This is a genomic window from Paenibacillus sp. CF095 (assembly GCF_900101225.1).
Classification (GTDB): Bacteria; Bacillota; Bacilli; order Paenibacillales; family Paenibacillaceae; genus Paenibacillus.
Window position 1 is genome coordinate 1 of the sequence record NZ_FMZN01000013.1, and the last position, 20,680, is coordinate 20,680.

At 44.0% G+C, this 20,680-nt stretch carries 24 protein-coding genes; 9 read left to right on the forward strand and 15 right to left on the reverse strand.

The window, feature by feature from the left end:
- Positions 1-671 precede the first annotated feature (671 nt).
- The 4 genes from rocF to BLS69_RS31550 all read right to left on the reverse strand — a co-directional run bounded on the left by rocF (position 672) and on the right by BLS69_RS31550 (position 4,490).
- On the reverse strand, positions 672-1,637 hold the full coding sequence (gene rocF / locus BLS69_RS31535) for an arginase (RefSeq protein ID WP_091039258.1): 966 nt from the start codon (positions 1,635-1,637) through the stop codon (positions 672-674).
- Positions 1,627-2,847 (reverse strand): ornithine--oxo-acid transaminase, encoded by a 1,221-nt coding sequence (locus BLS69_RS31540; protein ID WP_091039260.1) that lies wholly within the window; start codon positions 2,845-2,847, stop codon positions 1,627-1,629. The genes rocF and BLS69_RS31540 overlap by 11 nt, the downstream gene beginning before the upstream one ends.
- Before the next feature lie 141 nt (positions 2,848-2,988).
- Positions 2,989-3,645 carry an amino acid ABC transporter permease gene (locus BLS69_RS31545; RefSeq protein WP_091039262.1) on the reverse strand — a complete coding sequence of 219 codons (657 nt, stop codon included), beginning with the start codon at positions 3,643-3,645 and terminating at the stop codon, positions 2,989-2,991.
- Between the two features lie 23 nt (positions 3,646-3,668).
- On the reverse strand, positions 3,669-4,490 hold the full coding sequence (locus tag BLS69_RS31550) for a transporter substrate-binding domain-containing protein (RefSeq protein WP_091039264.1): 822 nt from the start codon (positions 4,488-4,490) through the stop codon (positions 3,669-3,671).
- Between the two features lie 322 nt (positions 4,491-4,812).
- Between BLS69_RS31550 and BLS69_RS31555 the strand changes: the two genes are divergently transcribed.
- A complete protein-coding gene (locus tag BLS69_RS31555; protein ID WP_036671927.1) occupies positions 4,813-5,457 on the forward strand; it encodes a GntR family transcriptional regulator in 645 nt (214 codons plus the stop codon).
- A 57-nt stretch (positions 5,458-5,514) separates the two neighbouring features.
- On the opposite strand, the gene BLS69_RS31560 is transcribed toward BLS69_RS31555, so the two are convergent.
- Positions 5,515-6,249: a class I SAM-dependent methyltransferase gene (locus tag BLS69_RS31560; protein ID WP_091039266.1), complete on the reverse strand. Its 735-nt coding sequence runs from the start codon at positions 6,247-6,249 to the stop codon at positions 5,515-5,517.
- A 164-nt stretch (positions 6,250-6,413) separates the two neighbouring features.
- On the opposite strand from BLS69_RS31560, the gene BLS69_RS31565 reads away from it, so the two are divergent.
- Positions 6,414-6,758 carry a hypothetical protein gene (locus tag BLS69_RS31565; protein ID WP_091039268.1) on the forward strand — a complete coding sequence of 115 codons (345 nt, stop codon included), beginning with the start codon at positions 6,414-6,416 and terminating at the stop codon, positions 6,756-6,758.
- 246 nt (positions 6,759-7,004) lie between these two features.
- On the opposite strand, the gene BLS69_RS31570 is transcribed toward BLS69_RS31565, so the two are convergent.
- The 4 genes from BLS69_RS31570 to BLS69_RS31585 form a co-directional block, all read right to left on the reverse strand.
- Positions 7,005-7,232 carry a cold-shock protein gene (locus tag BLS69_RS31570; protein ID WP_017691121.1) on the reverse strand — a complete coding sequence of 76 codons (228 nt, stop codon included), beginning with the start codon at positions 7,230-7,232 and terminating at the stop codon, positions 7,005-7,007.
- Positions 7,233-7,420: 188 nt separating this feature from the next.
- Complete coding sequence (locus tag BLS69_RS31575; protein WP_024633772.1) at positions 7,421-7,621, reverse strand: cold-shock protein; 201 nt, start codon at positions 7,619-7,621, stop codon at positions 7,421-7,423.
- Between the two features lie 394 nt (positions 7,622-8,015).
- Positions 8,016-8,252 carry a DUF6953 family protein gene (locus BLS69_RS31580; protein WP_036607962.1) on the reverse strand — a complete coding sequence of 79 codons (237 nt, stop codon included), beginning with the start codon at positions 8,250-8,252 and terminating at the stop codon, positions 8,016-8,018.
- A 150-nt stretch (positions 8,253-8,402) separates the two neighbouring features.
- On the reverse strand, positions 8,403-9,191 hold the full coding sequence (locus tag BLS69_RS31585) for a CPBP family intramembrane glutamic endopeptidase (protein ID WP_091039270.1): 789 nt from the start codon (positions 9,189-9,191) through the stop codon (positions 8,403-8,405).
- A 306-nt stretch (positions 9,192-9,497) separates the two neighbouring features.
- Between BLS69_RS31585 and BLS69_RS31590 the strand changes: the two genes are divergently transcribed.
- On the forward strand, positions 9,498-10,169 hold the full coding sequence (locus tag BLS69_RS31590) for a phosphatase PAP2 family protein (protein WP_091039271.1): 672 nt from the start codon (positions 9,498-9,500) through the stop codon (positions 10,167-10,169).
- 134 nt (positions 10,170-10,303) lie between these two features.
- Here BLS69_RS31590 and BLS69_RS31595 read toward each other — a convergent pair whose 3' ends face one another.
- Positions 10,304-11,083 (reverse strand): helix-turn-helix transcriptional regulator, encoded by a 780-nt coding sequence (locus tag BLS69_RS31595; RefSeq protein WP_036607966.1) that lies wholly within the window; start codon positions 11,081-11,083, stop codon positions 10,304-10,306.
- A gap of 112 nt (positions 11,084-11,195) precedes the next feature.
- Between BLS69_RS31595 and pyk the strand changes: the two genes are divergently transcribed.
- Complete coding sequence (pyk, locus tag BLS69_RS31600; protein WP_062838171.1) at positions 11,196-12,611, forward strand: pyruvate kinase; 1,416 nt, start codon at positions 11,196-11,198, stop codon at positions 12,609-12,611.
- Positions 12,612-12,752: 141 nt separating this feature from the next.
- Here pyk and BLS69_RS31605 read toward each other — a convergent pair whose 3' ends face one another.
- Positions 12,753-14,282, reverse strand: coding sequence for a methyl-accepting chemotaxis protein (locus tag BLS69_RS31605; protein WP_091039273.1), 1,530 nt, complete (start codon positions 14,280-14,282; stop codon positions 12,753-12,755).
- A gap of 179 nt (positions 14,283-14,461) precedes the next feature.
- Complete coding sequence (locus BLS69_RS31610) at positions 14,462-14,911, reverse strand: SRPBCC family protein (RefSeq protein WP_091039275.1); 450 nt, start codon at positions 14,909-14,911, stop codon at positions 14,462-14,464.
- Between the two features lie 256 nt (positions 14,912-15,167).
- On the opposite strand from BLS69_RS31610, the gene BLS69_RS31615 reads away from it, so the two are divergent.
- Together BLS69_RS31615 and BLS69_RS31620 are read left to right on the forward strand one after the other, a co-directional pair.
- Entirely contained in the window at positions 15,168-15,905 is a 738-nt protein-coding gene (locus BLS69_RS31615; protein ID WP_091039276.1) for a WecB/TagA/CpsF family glycosyltransferase, read from the forward strand.
- 28 nt (positions 15,906-15,933) lie between these two features.
- Positions 15,934-16,773, forward strand: a complete 840-nt coding sequence (locus BLS69_RS31620; RefSeq protein ID WP_091039278.1) for a helix-turn-helix domain-containing protein — start codon at positions 15,934-15,936, stop codon at positions 16,771-16,773.
- 17 nt (positions 16,774-16,790) lie between these two features.
- Here the strand turns inward: BLS69_RS31620 and BLS69_RS31625 are convergent, their stop codons facing one another.
- The gene (locus BLS69_RS31625; protein WP_091039280.1) at positions 16,791-17,324 is read right to left on the reverse strand and encodes an MOSC domain-containing protein; all 534 of its coding nucleotides are present in this window, start codon (positions 17,322-17,324) and stop codon (positions 16,791-16,793) included.
- A 266-nt stretch (positions 17,325-17,590) separates the two neighbouring features.
- On the opposite strand from BLS69_RS31625, the gene BLS69_RS31630 reads away from it, so the two are divergent.
- From BLS69_RS31630 to BLS69_RS31640, 3 genes are all read left to right on the forward strand, one after another.
- Entirely contained in the window at positions 17,591-17,947 is a 357-nt protein-coding gene (locus tag BLS69_RS31630) for a DUF1304 domain-containing protein (RefSeq protein WP_036608019.1), read from the forward strand.
- Between the two features lie 117 nt (positions 17,948-18,064).
- A complete protein-coding gene (locus BLS69_RS31635) occupies positions 18,065-18,865 on the forward strand; it encodes a DUF4261 domain-containing protein (protein ID WP_176873201.1) in 801 nt (266 codons plus the stop codon).
- A gap of 261 nt (positions 18,866-19,126) precedes the next feature.
- Positions 19,127-19,486, forward strand: a complete 360-nt coding sequence (locus BLS69_RS31640; protein ID WP_091039283.1) for a hypothetical protein — start codon at positions 19,127-19,129, stop codon at positions 19,484-19,486.
- 147 nt (positions 19,487-19,633) lie between these two features.
- Here BLS69_RS31640 and BLS69_RS31645 read toward each other — a convergent pair whose 3' ends face one another.
- Together BLS69_RS31645 and BLS69_RS31650 are read right to left on the reverse strand one after the other, a co-directional pair.
- Positions 19,634-20,140 (reverse strand): GNAT family N-acetyltransferase, encoded by a 507-nt coding sequence (locus BLS69_RS31645; RefSeq protein ID WP_091039285.1) that lies wholly within the window; start codon positions 20,138-20,140, stop codon positions 19,634-19,636.
- Positions 20,137-20,664 carry a hypothetical protein gene (locus tag BLS69_RS31650; protein WP_091039286.1) on the reverse strand — a complete coding sequence of 176 codons (528 nt, stop codon included), beginning with the start codon at positions 20,662-20,664 and terminating at the stop codon, positions 20,137-20,139. The genes BLS69_RS31645 and BLS69_RS31650 overlap by 4 nt, the downstream gene beginning before the upstream one ends.
- Positions 20,665-20,680 lie beyond the last annotated feature (16 nt).

Consider the following 20,680-nt stretch of genomic DNA (forward strand, 5'->3'; position numbering starts at 1 on the left):
TGTATTAGGCATGCCGCCAGCGTTCGTCCTGAGCCAGGATCAAACTCTCCAATAAAGTATTGAAAAGAGCGATAAGCTCATTTTGAATCTGACGAGATTAAAAATCTCATTTGTGCTCCAGTCGATTCAAGCCAAGGCTTGTTTCAAACTTTCGCGTTCATTCTGCAAGCAGAATGTTTACTCACTCGTTGTTCAGTTTTCAAAGATCAAACTTATTTCGTTACCGAATGTCTTTCTCTTCAGCAACTCTTATATAATATCATGTCCGAACCAACTTTGCAAGCTCTTTTTTTAAGTTTCTTTCGAAGCTTATTTCATTTGCTTGCCGCACCGTGTAAACCGTGTTTTCTTGGCCGGAATTAGAATATATCATGTACAGATTTCAATTGCAAGTCTTTTTTCAAAAATGATAATCAACCCACATCATCAGCACAATATGTAATCTGACGCTCCTGTACTATAGAAATAACTCTCCGCATCCTCATTACGACGCTTCTAATATACTTATCCATTAAACATAACCAGGGAAGCCACTTCCACTGCGATTGCAGTGAACAATTGATTGTGACTAGCCCTGGTTTTCGAAGATCTCAGTTTTCTTTCCTTCTATAATAGATAAGAAATTATATTCCTTAGGCAAAGCTTGCACACTCCGCTTCACTTCTCAGTGCTTACAATATGCGCTTACCAAGTAACGAAGCGATCAGTTCCACACCAAGCCTTGCCGTATGTCTATTGTGGTCAAACAACGGATTCACCTCAACCAGTTCCATCGACGTAACTTGATTTGTGGAAGCAAGTATCTCCAATGCATAATGTGCCTCTCGATAATTCAAACCACCCGGTACTGGGGTGCCCACACCCGGAGCTTCCCGCGGATCCAGACAATCCATGTCAAAGCTGACATGAATACCATCTGTCCCTTTACCCGCTGTAGCTATTGCTTCCTCAATAACTTGCTGTATTCCCATCCGGTCAATATCATGCATCGTAAATGCTCGGATTCCCAGTCCCTTAATCTGCTCTTTCTCATAGTCATCCAGATCACGCAGACCAATATAGACCAAGTTGGATGGATTAATAAACGCGCCTGCTCCAGCAATGTGCGACAGATTGAATGCAGTGTGCCCCAAGGATGCAGCCACACTCATACCATGCATATTACCGGACAAGCTCCGTTCTTCCGTATTCAAGTCTGCATGTGCATCAAACCAGATCACACCCAAATTCGAATAGTGCGCTGTTAGCCCGGCAAAAGTACCAATCGCTACACTATGATCTCCCCCAAGCACAAGTGGAAAAGCTCCCTCCTCTACTGCACCTGATACTTCACTACACACCTTCTCACTGACCTGACGTACCTCATTTAAGTGTTTTACACGATTTCGCTCAATAGGGGCAGCAGGTTCAGAAGGACAATCTACCCGCACTTCTTTGGAAAGCACTAGCCCAAGACTCGCAATCTCCCGCTTCAGTCCAGCTGTAATCAATTCATCAGGCCCCAACTCCGCTCCACCTCTTGCTCCACCGAGTCCAAAAGGAACCTTAATGATAGCAATATTACGTTGCACAGATGTTTGATTTGTATCAATAGAAGTATCTTTTATTCCACCATGGACATCATCATCATTTTTCATGTAGGTCAGCTCCCTCATTGTTGATCAATACCTGCTCAATTCTCTCCAGTGCCCAGTCAATCTCGGACTCTTTAATCGTCAGTGGTGGAGCAAATCGAATGGTTGTCTCATGAGTTTCTTTGCACAGCAGTCCAGTAGACATCAAACGCTCACAATAAGGACGGGCTGGTTCATTCAGTTCAACACCAATAAATAAGCCTTTCCCCCGAATATCCCGTATGGCTGAACTGCGAATATCTCGAAGTCTTTTCATAAAATAGTTCCCCAGACGCTCCGATCGCTCGGCAAGCTTCTCATCTTCAAGAACTTTCAGAGCTGCTATAGCCACGGCGCAGGCGAGTGGGTTACCCCCAAACGTAGAACCATGAGACCCCGGCTCAAACAAATCAAGTATCTCCGCATCAGCAGCAATAGCCGAGATGGGCATGACCCCTCCCCCCAGCGCTTTACCCATAATCCAGATATCTGGTTCAACCCCTTCCCAGTCGGAGGCAAAACGGCGACCCGTTCTTCCAAATCCGGTCTGGATCTCATCAGCTACAGTCAACACCTGCTGGCTCTTACACAGAGCAAAGGCTTCAGCCAAATATCCATCAGGCGGGATAACAATTCCAGCTTCGCCCTGAATAGGCTCTACAAGAAAACCAGCCGTATTTGGCGTAACGGCCTTTTTCAGCGCTTCTATATCTCCATAGGGAATAATCCGGAATCCAGGTGTGAACGGCCCAAAATCTTTTTTATACTCCGCTGAAGAGGAAAAGGAAGTAACCGTCAGAGTTCTTCCATGAAAGTTACCAGAACATACGATAATTTCGGCTTGATTCTCCGGTACACCTTTGCAACGATAAGCCCATCTACGTACTGCCTTTACCGCAGTCTCCACCGCTTCAGCTCCTGTATTCATGGCAAGAATCTTGGATTTGCCCGTGAATTGTGAGAGTTTCTGATAAAAAAGAGAAGCGGAGCTGCTGTGGAATGCCCTTGAGGTCAGCGTGACCTGATCTGCCTGATCCTTGAGCGCCTGTATGATAACAGGATGTCTATGACCATGATTCAATGCAGAGTATGCACTTAACATATCCATATAACGGCGGCCTTCAGGGTCTTGCACCCATACCCCTTCCGCCTGTTCAATAACAATAGGGAGCGGATGATAATTAGGTGCAGCATAACGCTCCGACCAATCCATTAACATTTTGGAATCTGACATACACACCCAACACCTTTCCAAAATATTGTATACAAAATACAATAACAATGTATGCGATACCATCGCCATTTACGACTACATCCCGCCATTTCCACTCCAGCCTACTCCAAACCTTTCTCGAATCGAATCCTTTATCAATAGTTATCGGGAAGTAGACAGTTTCCGTTCCAGCCAAGAGAGTAAATTAGCCAGTGTAAATGTGATTATAAAATAGAGGCCGGCGGCAACAAGCAGCGGAGCAAGCGGCTGGAACGTAACACCCTGAATTGTTCTGGCCGTGTATATAATCTCGGCTATGCCGATCATGGAGACAAGAGAAGAATCTTTAATGATAATAATGAATTCATTACCGATGGCTGGAAGCATGTTACGAAAAGCCTGCGGCAGTATAATATAGCGAAGTGTCATACCATGTGTCATACCAAGGGAGCGCGAAGCCTCTGTCTGTCCTTTATCAATCGCTTGAATCCCGGCCCTGAACACCTCCGCCATATAAGCCGAGCTATTCATCGTCAGAGCTACCACCCCCGACATAAATGCCGGCAAGTTCACACCTACAACCGTCAGACCATAATGAATAATAAGAATCTGTACCAGCATCGGTGTTCCTCGAATGAGTTCAATATACGCCGAAGCCACAAATTTAATTGGCCATATTCGGGATATTCGCATTAATGCCATGATCACACCAAGTAACGTACCAAACAATACACCGAAGAAGGAAAGTTCCAGCGTGACCCACGCACTTCGTGCATAATCCTGCCAATGTTCTAATAGAAAGGAAAAATCTAAATTCACGGCATATCCCTCACTCGTCCGGTTTATTCGCCGAGCATCTCATTCGCTTCAACGACGAACCGTTCAATATCTCCGTTCGTTTTGAGCTTTTCCAATGTAGTGTTGATCTGATCCAGCAGCTTCTGATTACCTTTCTTCACCGCGATGGCCGAACCACCCTCATCTTCAGCCTGTTCAATCTCTACATTCGCAACAACAAGCCCCTCTTGGTTCTTCACATACTGTTCAGCCACCGGCTTCTCCAGAATGAGTGCGTCTACACGCCCCGTCTGCAATTCCAGAATCAGCTCAGGTATTTTGGCCAGAGAAGTGAGCTTTGCTCCCTCTATTTCCTGAGCAATCCCTTCCTGGATGGAACTCTTTTGTACGCCAACCTGCTTGCCTGATAGATCATCTATGGACTTTAATGCCGTATCTTCCCCTTCTCTAACAAGTACAGCCTGCTCTGCATAATAGTAGATATGCGTAAAATCAACGTTCTTCTTTCGTTCCTCGGTAGGGGTTAAGCCTGATATTACAAAATCAACCTTATCTGTACCGAGGGCCATAAGAAGGCCATCAAAGTCCATGTCCTCAATCTTCAGCTCGGCTCCCAGATCAGCCGCAATTGCTTTCGCAATCTCGATGTCAAAACCTACAATGGTATCTTTACCATCGATTTTCTTATGAAATTCATAGGGTGCATAGTCCGCACTGGTTCCAAGTACAATTACTTCCTTTTCCGCAGAGCTACTGCCCGAAGACGAAGTAGCGTCTGATCCGGTCTCTGTCGTTTTTTCCTGCCCACATGCGGACATGAATACAACCACTAACAACAGCATCATTGGCAACAGTACTTTTTTCACACATCATACCCCTATTCTTTTTTTGAATGAGTAGCACAATAATTTGTATACAATATACATAAGACAATATATGGACTTATATGTAAGTAATACTAACAAACATTCTGGTTTATCACAATCATTATTTAAACATTTATACGCTTTAATTCCATAAAATGTGCTATATATAACACAGCATTTACATCGGCTGAAACATGAAGTTTGCTTGCCCAACTCCCCCCTCGGTGTTAAGATGATAAAAACTTGAAACTCCTGAACGGCGCGTACAGTACGGCCTTAAACCCATCTATTTATTCACTATACATAGAAAGGAGGATTCGGTATGGAGGTACCCAAATACCGATCCTTGAAAGACCACGTATACGATTACATTGCCCAGAAGATTCAGGACGGGACGTTACTTCCCAACCAGAAGATCAACGAGGCCGAAATATGCAAAAAGCTGGACATCAGTCGCACGCCTACTCGGGAGGCCCTTTTCCAGCTGGCTTCAGACAATCTGCTGCAATACATCCCACGCAGGGGATTTATAGTCACTCCTTTTGATGCAGGCAAAAAACTGGAGTTCTCCCAAGCGATCGGTGTGCTGGAGGCACTTGCTGCTACACTTGCAGCAGACCATCTCAGACCATCTGAACTTTTGGAGATGGAAACTCTCGTTGTTCGAATGGACGAAGATATTAGCCAGCTTGATCTTGCTGCCTACAACAAGAACCAATATCAGTTCCATAATCTGTACATTCAGCGATGTGGTAACGCCACAGTCATTGAGATGTTAAACACATTGAAGAACAGTTTCATCCGGCAGTCGTATGTTAGTGATAATAAACCAAAGCTATCTGAGGTACTGCTCGAAGTTAATGAAGAGCACCGGCAAATTTTAAGTGCTTTTCGAGCCAAAGATAAGAACCAACTGGAAGCCCTGCTCAAACACCACTGGCGGATTATCGACAACGATATGCTGTAGTACCTTCTGTCGAAACAAAACAAGGACAACCCACACTAATGTGTGAGTTGTCTTTTCCTATTTTTCTTTTTTGACCTCCAACGGTGCCCTTGCTTCAAAAACAGCATACCCCAACTTTTTGCCGTATTTCGCGAGCAACCGATCATTGGTTTGACTCATTCGCTGCATACGTTCATCTTCAAACCAATTCATATCGATCTCACGATGTTGATCATGATCAACGCCCCATTTTCCCATGGATCGCGAATGTTCCTTGACCTCTACCTTGGTGAAACCACACTGCTTGAGGCGTTTTCTCCATGCTGTGGCCGTCACCAGAGTTCGTATACCGTAAAATTGCTTTAACCTGCGACACATCAATTCGGTCTTTTGGCCTGATAGAACCATCTCCCGATCCACCAAAAGTCCAGCGGGCTTCAACACTCTTCTATACTCAGTTAGTGCACTCCGCCATGGAGTAAAGATCGTAACCGACTCCACGAATACCATATCAAAATGATTTTCCGGGAAAGGCAACGATGCTACATCAGCCTGAACAAATCGAACATCCACCCGTTCTCGTCTTGCTCGCCGAACGGCCTTATCCAGCATCTGGCGATTAAGATCAATGGCCGTTACTTGATAACCCCTTTTAGCCAGGTAACACGCAGTCCTCCCAGTGCCACACCCTATCTCAAGGATATGACTATCCACAGGCAGAGATAAACTCTCCAGCAACTTCAGCGTTGCCAAAAAACCTCCGGGATGGGCACTCCCCTCCCCTAACCGAGCCAGCATGTCATGATAATCCACGCGACATCCCCTCCTCACTCCTCCCAGTGTATGGAATAAACTCAAAAACGGCTCCTCCCTATTCGATTTCCCGGGTACTCGTCCATACCAATTGGTCTTCTTTTTACTATGATATACAAACCGTTGAATTCAAGCGGCAACCGCATCTAATGAGGAGGATTTGCATGTACAGAATTAATCGGGTATGTGAAGAAACGGTTTCTCCGCACGTTGGACGTTCCGTTTGTCTCGTTATGAAAGACGGTAAGCATATGTATGGTACACTTAGTCAATGTCGTGATGGCAAAGTTTATTTGAACGGATGTTTCGAGGGACCACGTCTATGTTCAGTCAAGTCCAAACAACAGCTGGTAAAAAGCAGCAAGAAAAACGCTGTTGCATCAAAAAAAGTTAAATCTTCAGCCTACGGTCGATATGGATACGGTCGCGGTTATGGCTATGGAGCAGGAGCAGGGATCGAACTGGCTCTGGTAGCAACTCTGTTTTTGCTGCCATTCCTGTTCATTTAAAACTCAAATCTGATAGCGGTAAAATTGTAGTCATAATAAAGACCCTTTTTGCTATAAGCAAAAAGGGTCTTTATTTTTTTCATGTGATTCCCTTCATTTACATTATATTTTCTGTTAAAAAATGATACAAAAAAAGGCATTCGCTAAAACGAATGCCGGGAACTTCATATTTAATACCCTTACCTTCGCACAGGGTGTCAATTTGATCTTAAAAAAAAACACCTCGTTAGAGGCGGGTAAGCTATGTTAAATCCGATTTCCTTTAGGCATCGTTTTCAGATTACTATTCGAATTCTCAAGCAATGGTAGCATCCTAGTCGTGCTGACCATCTCAGAAGCACATATCGGACAAGTAGGTACGTTATCAAACGCAAAATTGTCCCGCATCCATCCTTTGCACGTATCACTCGTACATTCCCAGATTGCCGCATCAGCTTGTGGAATCTCTTCCAACGGTTTTTTGCGATTATACATGACTTCTACCCCCTTTGTTATGGAAAAACATCTAACCGACGTTATTTCACAGAAGCCTACACTTAGCGGAAGTTTCACGTCCCACCGAACTTCTGCCTCGACAACTAATGGGTCGACTTTTATATAACTGATCAAAAAAAAGAAGCTGCCTTTACCATTATAACATGTTAAAGGCAGCTATGCTTTAATTACAGTTTTACAACTTCTTCTGCTTGAGGACCACGGTTTCCTTGTACAATTTTAAATTGCACGCGTTGACCTTCGTCCAGCGTTTTGAAGCCTTCGCCTGTAATAGCGCTGAAGTGTACGAATACATCTTCTCCGCCTTCAACTTCGATGAAACCGAAGCCTTTATCAGCGTTGAACCATTTTACTGTTCCGTTTTGCATGTGAATTACACCTCCAAATAAAGATTAACATGTTCCTTTGTTCTTTGCAGCAAGCAAATAAAAATTCACACATTGAAAAAGGTACCAGTCATAAACCTATAAGTGATCTCCCTTTACAATATATGAATTAGGTTTTCCACTCTCTACAACTTGTTTTTATTATAACTCCAATTCAGCCAAAAAGCAAATCTTTGTATTTTCTTTTCAAACAGCTTTGGAAATACATGTTATTAACACGCGTGGGGCCAGGGTTTATCACACTTATGTGCCTGGTCGCTTGTGTACGGTCTTATGAAAGGATATGCAGATCTAATCCATCTTATACATTTTTATATAATATTCTGACATGCATATCCAACACAACCAATGAATCATCTTACTCCAGTTTAACACACTATGTCCATGCCCACATAAATGCATCCCGATCCCAGGCGATCTGCCCACGATGAAGCTTTCGGAAAGCTTTCTTCACTTCTTTGGACAATGACGTATTGCCGTTCTCGTTCACAAAAACAAACTCTTCCCCAAAATGGGTCTTCACATATTCTATGGCAGCTTCCTGATGAAGTGTTCCTGTGAATTTAATCTCCTGTACCATCCATTCTGCTACACCTTGTGCTGTCTTCTCCACTATATCACCTACTGTCTAAACTTAATGTACGGATAGGCAGACCTCGTATCATGAACATATCTGTCTTCCCGCCAGACTGAAGTATACCATGATCCAACTGCTGACGGGAAACTGTATGATAACTACTTTCAAGCAATACCCGCAATAGCCTTAATGAACAACCGTATTCGCTTGCTCACTCCCTTTGGATGGAATAGACGAATTTGTTCGAATGCTCCACACTAACCATGCACAGTAAGCAATCAGTACTGCCAGTATTAACAGATCGTAAGGAAGTGTACCTGTATCCTCCAGATCATTCCCTAAAAATTGAATCAGATTATGTATGAAATGAAACAATATAAGCGGTATGATATTTCCGTTCTTCAGCATCAATAACGCCAGTACAGCTCCCAGGAGCAGCGCATAGATCAATTGCATGATCGTATCCGTCATATCCTGACCAGACAATGCGTTCAACAGATGTGTAATCGAAAACAATATGCTTGAGGTCACAACTGCGGCCACTGCACTTTTTTGAAGCAAGGTCTTGAAAATAAGCCCACGATAGATCGTTTCCTCAACAAAAGCTACGAGCAAGGTAAAAAAGATGAAAAAGGCTAGCCGTGACAAGCTCAGCTCCTCAAATCCTTTCAGGGCAAGTGTACCCAGTACAAGGAGTAGTGGAATATAATACTTTGCGTGGCCAGCTGGGATACTTCGTAAAGATCGGAATCCAGTCTCTCCCCATTTGCGCCTTAACGTCAGATAGGTCATCAGAACAATTGCGATGGGTGTAAAGGAAATGAGTACAGGGGAAGTGTAGTCCAGTTGTTTTATCGTTGCAATGGCCCCTGCTGCAAATACGGCTAACAGGAGAAGCAGCTCAATAATTACAACGGTGAGCACAGGTTTGCGCTCGGAAAAGGAATGTTTTGGCTTGGATTGCGGATTAATCATACATTTCCCTACCTCGTTTCATTTGCTTTTTTTCGTTGTCATATGAATTTATATGCCAATATAGTTGTATCACATCATCCGTATATTGAATATCCCTATTATGGATAAAACTATAAAAGTAACAAAAAAGAGACTTATCTTGACTTCTTTTCCCCTAAAATCAGGTATGGCTTATACCTTTATCTGTCCATTATAGTATTACAAGAGTTCAATGCTGCAGGGGTGTCGCGACTTTTCAACGTCATATATCTATGAAGTACCAATTAACGATAGCTTCACAATGCATAATGAAATCAGGGGGATACTATGAAAGCATTCTTTCAGCGCTGGGGGCATTTACTGGCTATTCTGTGCATACCGCTCCAAGGCTCCATTTACGTATTTCTAGGCAGCAACACCGGAAGTGATGTATTTTACAATTATGCTTGGATTGACACGCAGATTCCTTTTCTCAAAGAATTTATTTATCCGTACATTAGCTGGATGCCCATTCTGTATCTTGGATTTCTCTATTTGGGTCTGACGAACAAGTCGCTATTCTGGCGTACGTTGATTACCTATAATGTTGGTGTCTTGGCTGCCAATGTCTGTTTTGCGGTGTTCCCTACCCATGTCCCGCGCCCGGAGGTCGGCGGAACCGATCTGAGCAGCGTGTTAGTACAGTTTATCTATACTAATGATGCGCCCTTCAACTGTTTCCCAAGTGTTCACGTTCTGACCAGCTACTTGCTGTTTATTGTGATCAACAGACACTTGAACTTTAAGCCTTTGGCACGGATTTCTTGGTCGGTATGGCTGTGGTTGATTATTGCTTCGACGGTGTTTGTAAAACAGCATTCCTTGCTGGACATCGCAGGAGGCATTTTGTTTGCTGAGGCCGCGTATTGGACTGTACATGTCTTTGCTCTTCGTCTTGGGCAGGCACGAAAAAAAGGCAAGCAGCCACTCACAGCTTCTAATCCAAGCAGTCATGTATAATGACATTTATATATGTAACAGGTGGGATGATGATCCTGTTATACAGCAAAAGAGGGCATAGGCCCTCTTTTTTTGTACTCATTTAATTAAACCTACTTATATAGAAGAACTTTATTTGGGTTGGACTACGCGTTTCATGCTATAGGTGGCCGTTCATGAAGAAGGTCAGACGGTGGACTTCCGGTTATACGTTTGAATATGCGGTAAAAATAAGACAGATCCCGGTAGCCGAGAAATTCGGCAATTTCCTGGATGGAGAGTTGTGACTCAGTGAGCAAATATATGGCTCGTTTCATCCGTTGATCATGGACATATTGACTGATGGTCTGATTTGTCATGCTTTTGAATAATGCAGCAGCATAATTGGGAGTTTTATTGATCTCATCCCCGAGTTCTTCCTTCGTTACTTTCTCCCGATAATGCCGCTCAATATACCGCTTCATCCGTTCAACATGATTATGCCTCTCCGGCGGGATAACTCCACGATCAAGCTCCCTGTTCATATAAATCAACACTTCCATCAATAAGGCTTGGCTCATCATGACATAATAAGACGGACGCTCCTGCCATTGTTGATAAATAGCGCTCATGCGTTGATGGATCAGCTCGTAACATCCAGGTTTATGCCGCAAAGCCTCATACCGTTCCAGTGCAGGCAGAGTTTCCGTATGGTCGCGTTGCAGTTGAATTACAATCTGTGTGTGCGTTACTGTAGGAATACTCTTGCCGTAATATGGGGTACCACCTGGAATGAGGAGCAATTCACCCTTTTCCATGATCTGTTTATCACCGTTCACCCAATATACACATTTTCCATAAGTAACCAAGCTAAGCCGCCAAGTTTCTTGAGATTGCACAGCTTCTTCGTACCAACCGACACCATTAATATGTCGTACTTCAAGTGGAGTGACCATAACACACCTCATTATCGGACTATACTCTAATCATTGTACTATAGTTCATACCCTGATTCGACAGAAAACGCTACAATACACATATAAGCTTAAATATGAGGAGGAAATTAGCATGTTAAAAACAAAAATTATTTGTACCATGGGACCTGCTTGTGACTCAATCGAATTGTTAAAAGTAATGATTCAGGAAGGTATGACCGTTGCCCGTCTGAACATGGCTCATGGCGAACTGGAAGATCACGTGACACGGATTAACAATATCCGTAAAGCAGCTTCCGAACTGAACACCTATGTACCGATCATGATGGATATCAAAGGGCCGGAAGTACGTATCGGTAAACTGAAAGAAGCATCCTGCCATCTGCAAGCGGGTAAAGAGCTGATCCTGACTACCGAAGAAATTCTTGGTGACGCTGAGCGTATCTCGGTAAACTATCCAGAACTGAACCTCGTTGTGAAACCTGGCGATCGTATCCTCATCGATGATGGCCTTGTGGATCTGACTGTACTGTCTGTGGAAGGATCCGATATCCATTGTAAAATCATCAGTGGCGGCATTCTGAAACCACGCAAAGGGGTTAACTTGCCAGGAATCAAAACGACATTGCCAGGTGTAACCGAGCGTGACGTTATGCACATCGGATTTGGGATCGAAAACGATATCGAAATTATCGCAGCATCCTTTGTTCGTAAAGGCGATGACATCCGTGAAATCCGCAGCATTTTGAAAGAACGCGGTGTAGACCACGTACAGATCATCTCCAAAATTGAAAACCAGGAAGGTATGACTAACCTGGACGATATTATTGAAGCATCTGACGGTATCATGGTAGCTCGTGGAGATCTCGGGGTTGAAGTACCCATCGAAGACGTGCCGATGATGCAAAAAGAAATGATCGATAAATGTAACCGCGCTGGTAAACCGGTTATCGTAGCTACACACATGCTGGAGTCCATGCAAGTAAATCCGCGTCCTACTCGTTCCGAGGTAAGTGACGTAGCTAACGCTGTACTTCAAGGTGCTGACGTTGTGATGTTGTCTGGTGAATCAGCTGCTGGTAAATATCCGGTACAATCCGTACGTACAATGGCTGCTGTTGCTCGTCGTGCTGAAACAATGATCGATTACAAAGAGCAATTCGCACAAAAATCGGCTCAACAGATCGCTGATATTACTGAAGTTATCAGTCAGGGCGCTGTAAGTTCTTCCCTCGTACTGAATGCAAAAGCAATCATCACTTCGACTGAGAGTGGATTCACAGCACGCATGATCTCCAAATATCGTCCAAAAGCGCCAATCATCGCAGTTACACAACATGAAGAAGTATTGGCGAAAATCTGCCTGCTCTCCGGTGTCATTCCGGTTATGGGCGACAAAGTAACCACTACGGATGAAATGTTCGAGTCTGCTACGCGTAACGCAATCAAAACAGGTTACATTGAAAAAGGTGACATCATTGTATTGTCCGCTGGTGTTCCAATCGGTCAATCCGGTAATACAAACCTGATCAAAGTTCAACAAGTTTAATTCAATAGCTGTAACTGAAGCTATACATCTTAGTTATATATAGAAATACAAAAATCCACCGAGAGCAGAAATGCATCCCGGTGGATTTTTTGTTGATGCTGTGTGCCAATGATCGTGATGTTACAACAAACGAATTCGAGATTATAGATTCCGCGAGTAATCAACCAGATCCTGTGACATGGTGTTGATCTCATCCATTGAAGCATTCACCTGCTGTGTCAGGGCAGCCTGATTTTGCGTTAACGTGGACATATTACCGATATGTTCAAGAATCTGATCAATCAGTGTTTTCATCTTCTGCATGCTATCTTCGATATTTACTGTGGCCTCCGAACTGTGATCAGCCAGTTTCCGCACTTCACCTGCAACGACGCCAAATCCCAGTCCTAGCTCTCCCGCACGTGCAGCTTCAATTGCTGCATTCAACCCCAGCAGATTGGTCTGACTGGCAATCTCTCGAATAAACACGGTGATATTCTTCGTATCATCTGCGCTGCTTTTCACTTGAATGGCTGCATCGGCAGATAACTCCTGTGCAGTAACCAGATCCTGTGCCTGATCGGTGATTGAGTTGATTCCACGTACCATCTCGCCAATGGACTCCGACAATTGTTTTGTTTTCAGATTCATGGCTTCCACGATCTGTTCCTTATTCTTCTCATGGGTGACATCTCGGATGGTTCCAGCTACACGGAGCGGTACTCCATCCTGATCCCTAATGGTCTCCCCACCCGCGTGATACCAACGATACTCCCCGTCTTTGCGTTGCAGACGATAATCCAGATCGTACGGTGTACGACCACTGTAATCGTTCATATGTCTGGCAAATTCGTTGATCGTCCGATCATGGTCTTCCGGATGAAGTCGGCTGCTCCAGCTGCTGAACACATTCGGGAAATCCTGCTCGTCTTTAAACCCTAATTCTCTACGGAACTGGGGTGACCACCAAAATTCATTGTTCGGATTAACTACATCTCCAGCCACAACGGTCATATCCCACGGTGCCTCCACCAAGGCTCGGTTAACCAGATCATATCGGGTAACGAGTGCTTCCAGCTCATCAGACTTGCTCTTCTCCTCATGAATATCAAACATGATGCCCAGAAGTTTGACCGGAACGCCAGCCTGATTTCGGATGACTTGTCCAAGGCATCGGAACCAGCGGATTTCTCCACTTTTTGTAATCATACGGCTGATGACGTTATAGGCAGTTGTTGCTCTTGTGTCATTCACATGTTTCATAATCTCCTGCACCAGTTGGGGTCTGTCATCCGGATATATCGATTTGGCCCAGCTTGCAAATGAATCGGGATAATCCTTGGCATTATGGAACCCTAACATTTGGCGGAATTCATTCGAAAATGATACGATATTATTGTTATCCAGTGGATCACCGGCAACAATTTGAGATTCCCATAATCCCACATTCATTGCCTGATTCAGCATTCTAAGACGCATTTCCACACCTTCGTTTTGTGTTTTCATCATATGTACTGCTTTTTTGATATTACTAGCTATTTCATCATTATCCTGAAATTCAATACCATCTTCAATCCATGCGTCATAGTTGCCCTTTTCTGCATTTGCTACAAGTTTACGACTATACTCCAGTAAATTTTGATGTGCATCTATACGAATTTGTTTGGTCGATTCAGTACGTTTACGAAACATGTTCATTTCTCCTCTTAGGTCATATGATATATATTTCGACATTATCAGACATTAAATGTAGAGCAATGGTCTTAAATATGTATAAAAAACAAGAACCAGTGCTGAATCAGCATTGGTTCTTGTTTTAAATGCTCTTTATTTTTTATAATCATAAATCTTAAATGACTGCCTCTTACCCGCTACCAGCCAAAATTCAATGTTTTCCCCGTTTCCACCCAAGTTTTGATGCTGCTCAGGATCATCCACCAGCTGCTCTGTGCACTCGCAAAGGAAGGATGGTTTTCTGTAAATTGATCATTGATCAGCGTCAGCTTCGTACACTCCCCCACAGTCTCCAACTGGAAGACCACTCTGGATTGAAGCTCGGCATGATTGGCATGGTATGACGGTCCGGGATGCTCCTGATAACTAAGTCTGGACAACGGTTCAAATTCCAATATATCTCCGTACACATGGACAGTCTCCGCACCATCATTACCTGGCCCTACATAAGCAAACGGTTGACCTGGTTGGAAATTGGTGCGAAGTTCACTACCGAAAAAGCTGTTCCGTGTGCCGTCTGGTGATATTAGAGCATTCCAAACATCTTCCAGTCCTGCATTGATATAAAATTCATATTTCAGTTCCATGGACTCACTCCCTTTATGTATTGGATAAGCGATCTGCCAACCTCGCACTCCTATCCTATCGTTATACCCCAAAGACCGTATTGTAAAAACGCGACATCAGGTAAAATATAAGCTCTCTATGTTTTCGGGAATGTTATACCCTGATCCAAACGGATTGCGTCATATAGTGCTTTCCCAGAAGATCAGATATACTAAACTGGAATGAAATAACAGGTCTATTCAAGGTGATGGGACTAAATTAGAAAGGAAATGAGACATGAGCCAATCAACGAATATTATGGGCATCCCTTTTCCCAATGTAACGATGAATCAAACTGTTGCAATCCTTGGTGAAGTCGTAGATCAGGAAAGTACTGAACTATTTCATGTCATCACAGGCAATCCCGAGATTGTTATGTCCTGTCAACAGAATGCCTCTCTTCGCGAGGTTGTCGATCAAGCCGGGTTGGTCACAGCTGACGGTGCCGGCATTGTAATGGTATCCCGTTTTCGGGGCGGACAATTGACTGAACGGGTAACGGGTTGTGATCTGCTGTTTCGTTTATTGGAGGAAGGCGATCAGAAACAATGGTCATTCTACATGCTGGGAGCAGAGGAAAGCGTAAGTGAACAGGCCGTGAAAGTTATTGCGCAGCGTTACCCCGGAGTTATCGTAAAAGGTAGACACCATGGTTATTTCCAGGCAGATGAGGAACAACAGATTGTGGAAGAGATTCGTACTGCTCAACCAGACTTTCTTATCGTTGCTCTTGGTGCACCCCAGGCGGAACACTGGATTAATAAGTATCGCCACCAGTTGAACGCTCGTGTAGCCATAGGTGTTGGAGGCAGTCTCGATATCGTGGCAGGCAAAACCAAACGTGCCCCTGCGATATGGCAGAAGCTTAACCTGGAATGGCTCTATCGCCTCCTCAGTCAACCTTCGAGATGGCGCAGGCAACTCATTTTACCCCGTTTTGCTGTGCAGGCATTGTTGTTCAGAGAACCTAAATAATGTGAGATGAGCAGGAGGGATGATTCGGATGAAACAGGTAGAACAAGGAGACAGACCAAGTATGGGCCTGCTGAATCTGAATGAAGGTGATCATAAATATCAACTGACACGCCATGCTCCTTCCGAAGCACTTCGGCCTTTTGTTAAACATTACTGGATCGTATCGTGGGATCTGACTGGACTTGAACCGTATCCCCAACATGTCGTGCCTAACCCCTGTGTCAATCTGGTCGTGGAACGAAACAATACGTTTTTCTTCGGACCATCGGGACGTAAATTCTCCTATCTTGTGAGCGGGAAAGGTCGTGTATTTGGCGTGAAGTTCAAACCAGGAGGTTTTTATCCCTTCCTGCGGGTTCCTGTCTCTTCATTGTACGGACAGCCGATGAATGTATCCAATGTTCTTGACGTCACAGGGGAATCCTTGGAAGACCGACTTCTTGAGGCGGGGGATGATGCGGATAAAACCAGTTACATCGACCAGCTATTATGTGCACACCTTCCTGCTGAAGATGCTCAAGCGAGAATGGTTAACGATATTGTGCAACAGATTGAACAGAACCGGGAGATGCTGAGAGTGGATGATCTATCGTCCTATTGGAATATGCATACCCGAAAGCTTCAGCGTCTGTTTAATCAGTATGTGGGCATCGGACCCAAAACCGTAATTAAGTTGTATCGTCTGCAAAATGCTGCAGAAATGATGGACCGTGGTCTTCAATGTGACCTGATTAAGCTATCTCAGGACCTTGGATATCATGATCAATCTCATTTCATCCGAGATTTCAAGTCTATTATTGGCAGTACACCAGAGGAGTACTTACACTCTAGACATTCGAATGGTGAGCGCCGAGGGCTGATCAATTAAGAAACCTGTCCTGAAAATCAGGACAGGCGAATGACTTCTATGGTATCCCCCGTATGGATTACACCTTCCCGTTCAACCGAGCACACAATCCCACGTTTTTTGCGAGCCGCAGGCACGAATTTTTTGCGCAAACCGTCCTGTTCGTAGAATTGTTCAATCATTTTCCCCGGATGTACACAGGGAAGGTTCTCCCCTTCGCATATTAACCCTGTCCCGTTCGGAAATAGGAGCCGCGTTCCAGCAGGCAGTTCCGTCAATCGATCAATGCCACGGACCAGTATATTGGCACCAAGCCACTCTGGACGCACTTCAGGAATGTTCATTTTCTCAGCAATAAGAGCACATTCTTCCTCGGAAACAATACTTATTTGGCGGCGATTCGCAATCGGTGTACCACGCTTGTAGATTTTCTGACGCGAGTCCGCCGGACGAAGCAGACCATAATGACGGTCACCCGGAATTCCTGCAAGCTCAATGTCGATAAAAGGTACAACTCGGGTCACAAATGTGGATGGATCATCAGCCAACAAGACGAATTGAACCGTTCCCATAGTAATCTCCTCCCTTTCCTGAGCAATATCACTTCTTTATTGTTCATTATTACCCAATGAATGGATTGTCGACAATCGGCGTATGCTTACCTTTGTACGATTTTTTTTATTTCAACATTATAACTCACTTGGAAAAAGATAAATATTTTATATAACACACAATTAAATTGTTAAAAATTAATTTCACTCTTTCCGTTCTCGTTACAAACATTTATACTAGGATGGACAAGTAAATAAATTACATATCAGAAAGCAAGGTGTTTCCTTTGATTAGTATCATCTTTGTAGCTCTTGTAGCTGTCGAACACTTCTATATCATGGTGATGGAGATGTTTATGTGGACTCGTCCACGCACAATGAAAACCTTTAATCTCACGCCGGAATTCGCCAAATCCACCAAATCTCTCGCGGCCAATCAAGGTCTTTACAATGGATTTCTTGCGGCAGGTCTGATCTGGGGACTCGTATATCCGGATGCTGCCGTTGGACAGCATATTCAGATTTTCTTCCTGGCGTGTGTGATTATCGCGGCTCTCTATGGAGGAGCGACTTCTTCACGGTCGATCATTATCAAACAAGGATTGCCTGCGATCATTGCATTGTTGCTGGTCCTGTTCCTCTAATTTCCTGTCGATAGGTGCATTGCTGCGATTCATGTTTAACTCCTTTATGGTAAGGTAGTGAATAGATAGCAGTGTACAATGACCAGAATCAATCTGGGATCGGGAGGAGAACATGTCATGGGATTGTTTGACAAGCTTCGGCGGCGCAAAAAGGAGAAGGTACCTGCAGGTGGTGCTGTCGAATCGACGAATTACAGTGAAACCATCGTGGGTTTTGTCCTGCTGGAGCGTGACGATTGTGATTTTGACCTCTTCATCAGGAACATGAAGAACGAATGGGATATCGAGATTGAAGAACGCCCGGAGGAGGGCAATCTCTTTTTCGAAGCGAATGGGATGCAGGTGGTATGTGCTCACATTGCGGCGCCTGTACCCGACCGTGAAGTTGAGGAGAATGCCAAGTTAAACATCCTTTGGCGAGAAGCGGAGCAAGTTACCTCACGGCACCAGTCTCAGATTATTGTCTCTGTTCTGAACGCAACAAATGCTATTGAGGGACATGTTCTGTTCACTCAAACAGCGAGTGCCTTATTACAGTTGGATCACGCGCTGGCCATATACATGGCCCCACTTGTTGTTGAAGCCAGTCAATATGTCGAAACCAGCCGTGGGATCAAACATGATGAGTTGCCAGTCTCGCTCTGGATTTTCATCGGATTATTCCATAATGCCGAAGGCGCTTCAGCTTACACTTACGGATTACGTAACTTTGGTAAAGAAGAGATGGAGATTATGCAATCGTCGGAGTCCTTAAGCGATGTATTTGAGATGATGTTCATGACCACAACGTATGTGGTTGAGAACGACGTCACACTGCATGACGGGGAAACACTAGGCTTCTCGGCAGAACAAAAGCTGAGCATTTCCCTTTCCAAAGGTGTAGCAACGGAAGGTAACAGTTTGAAGATTGGATTCTAACTTACGTAGTTATCTTAACTTTATCGTGTCACAGTTGTAGAAGCCGTCCGGAGTTCATACTCTGGGCGGCTTTTTAGCCATTCAATTTACTCCCAATGACGATATGATAACAATCCCTGAATTTAACTTCACTAGGAATAAGTAGTTCATAAGAACCACTTAATTATGAATTTAGTTTTCATTCTCGTTATAAAAAGGTATAATTAGTAGGCTTATAGTCTCATATATTACATATTATTTTATTATCGAGGAGTTGCCTACATGTCTGTTAGACGTTTGGATTCAACTAAACCTATTATTGAAATTATTTGGGAAGGTATTGTTTCTCCTGAACATGTCGAACAAGCGAATACAGAAATCCAGAGAATAGCGGAACAATTGGGAAATTCGTTTGATGTGCTCGTGGACATGAGAAATATGAAGGCATTCCCCCAGGATACAAAAGAAAAAATTGTGGAGCATCAGAAATTACTGACACAGTGGGGTATGAAGCGAGCCAGTGTAGCCGTAGGTGGTGCGATCGCCAAAATGCAATTGAATCGGATTTCCAAAGAATCGGCGCACCAGACTGAATTCCAATGGGAAACGTATGACGAGGCTTTGGCATTTTTGTTGAAATAATATTGAAGTGATACGGACTCAGTATAAGAGAGCTACTAATGCTGTACCTTGCACACAGAAAGAGGCGTTCCCCGTGAGGAAGCGCCTTTTTCTTTTGCAGTTCCACGTGGCTTACTCAGTTTTGCCAGTGATACGACCGCTCATCATTTAAGATTCAAGTTTACTTACACGCACCATCGTTACCGATGTACCATTTAGAGACTCCTCCACGAAACCTAACCGCTTATATAAGCGAATCGCTTGGTTATCCGGGTCAACACTGAGCGAGACTGCTGCAATTTCCCGCCGTTCGACCTCATCTAATGCGGTCTGAAGCAGTAAGGTACCTACTCCTTTTCCACGCGCATCTTCCGTTACAGCCATCCCCATCTCTGGCGTAGCTGCATTCACATAACCGTATCCCGCATTTTGGTCCGTATAGAATCTTAACGTTATTGAACCTAGTCTCTTGCCTTGCTGGTCAACTGCAACATACCCGAAGTCCCCTTCTCTTCCCCATTCTTCAACGTATTTGGACAGTCCGGGAGTATGAATACTTTCGATTGGAAGAGGTGCATCACCTTCTCTTCTATGCAGGGATGCGTATAACATCTCCCATAGAAAGGGGATATCCTGTTCTTCAATAGGGCGTACAAGGTAGTCAGTCTTGGTCATGTTTTCTCCTCCTTCAGCTTTTCAAAAAGGCGGTCCATTTCATTCAGATTAAACCCATCGGTAATCTCGTAGTCCTCAAGTTGGTCTCTCGTTTTTGCCTCATTGTAGATGGAGATGGAATCTTCATTATAAAACGTTAGTCCGAATCCATCGGTAAAGCGACCTTCTTTATTAATGGTAAGTCGCCACTCATAGTACTGCGGATTCCTTTCGGAAACGTCGAATTCCCGTACTCTTTTAAGTTCAACATCCTTTAATAGCTTCAGCATGTCTCTAATCTCTTTGGGATCTGTAATCGTTATTTCATCATCTTCATTATACGGTTCATTGTCGGAAATTTTCCTAATCGTCAGTCGATCCAATGTATCCAGCATCGTCATATGATCTGTGACCTCTGCTCGAAACGTCGTATGTTTGCTGGGGATATACATAGCATATTGACCAGAGGTATACATACGCACTGCAATAGCTACAACAACAATAATCGTGACGATACCCATAATCATCTTGATTCGTCTACTCATCCCAATCCCCTCTCTA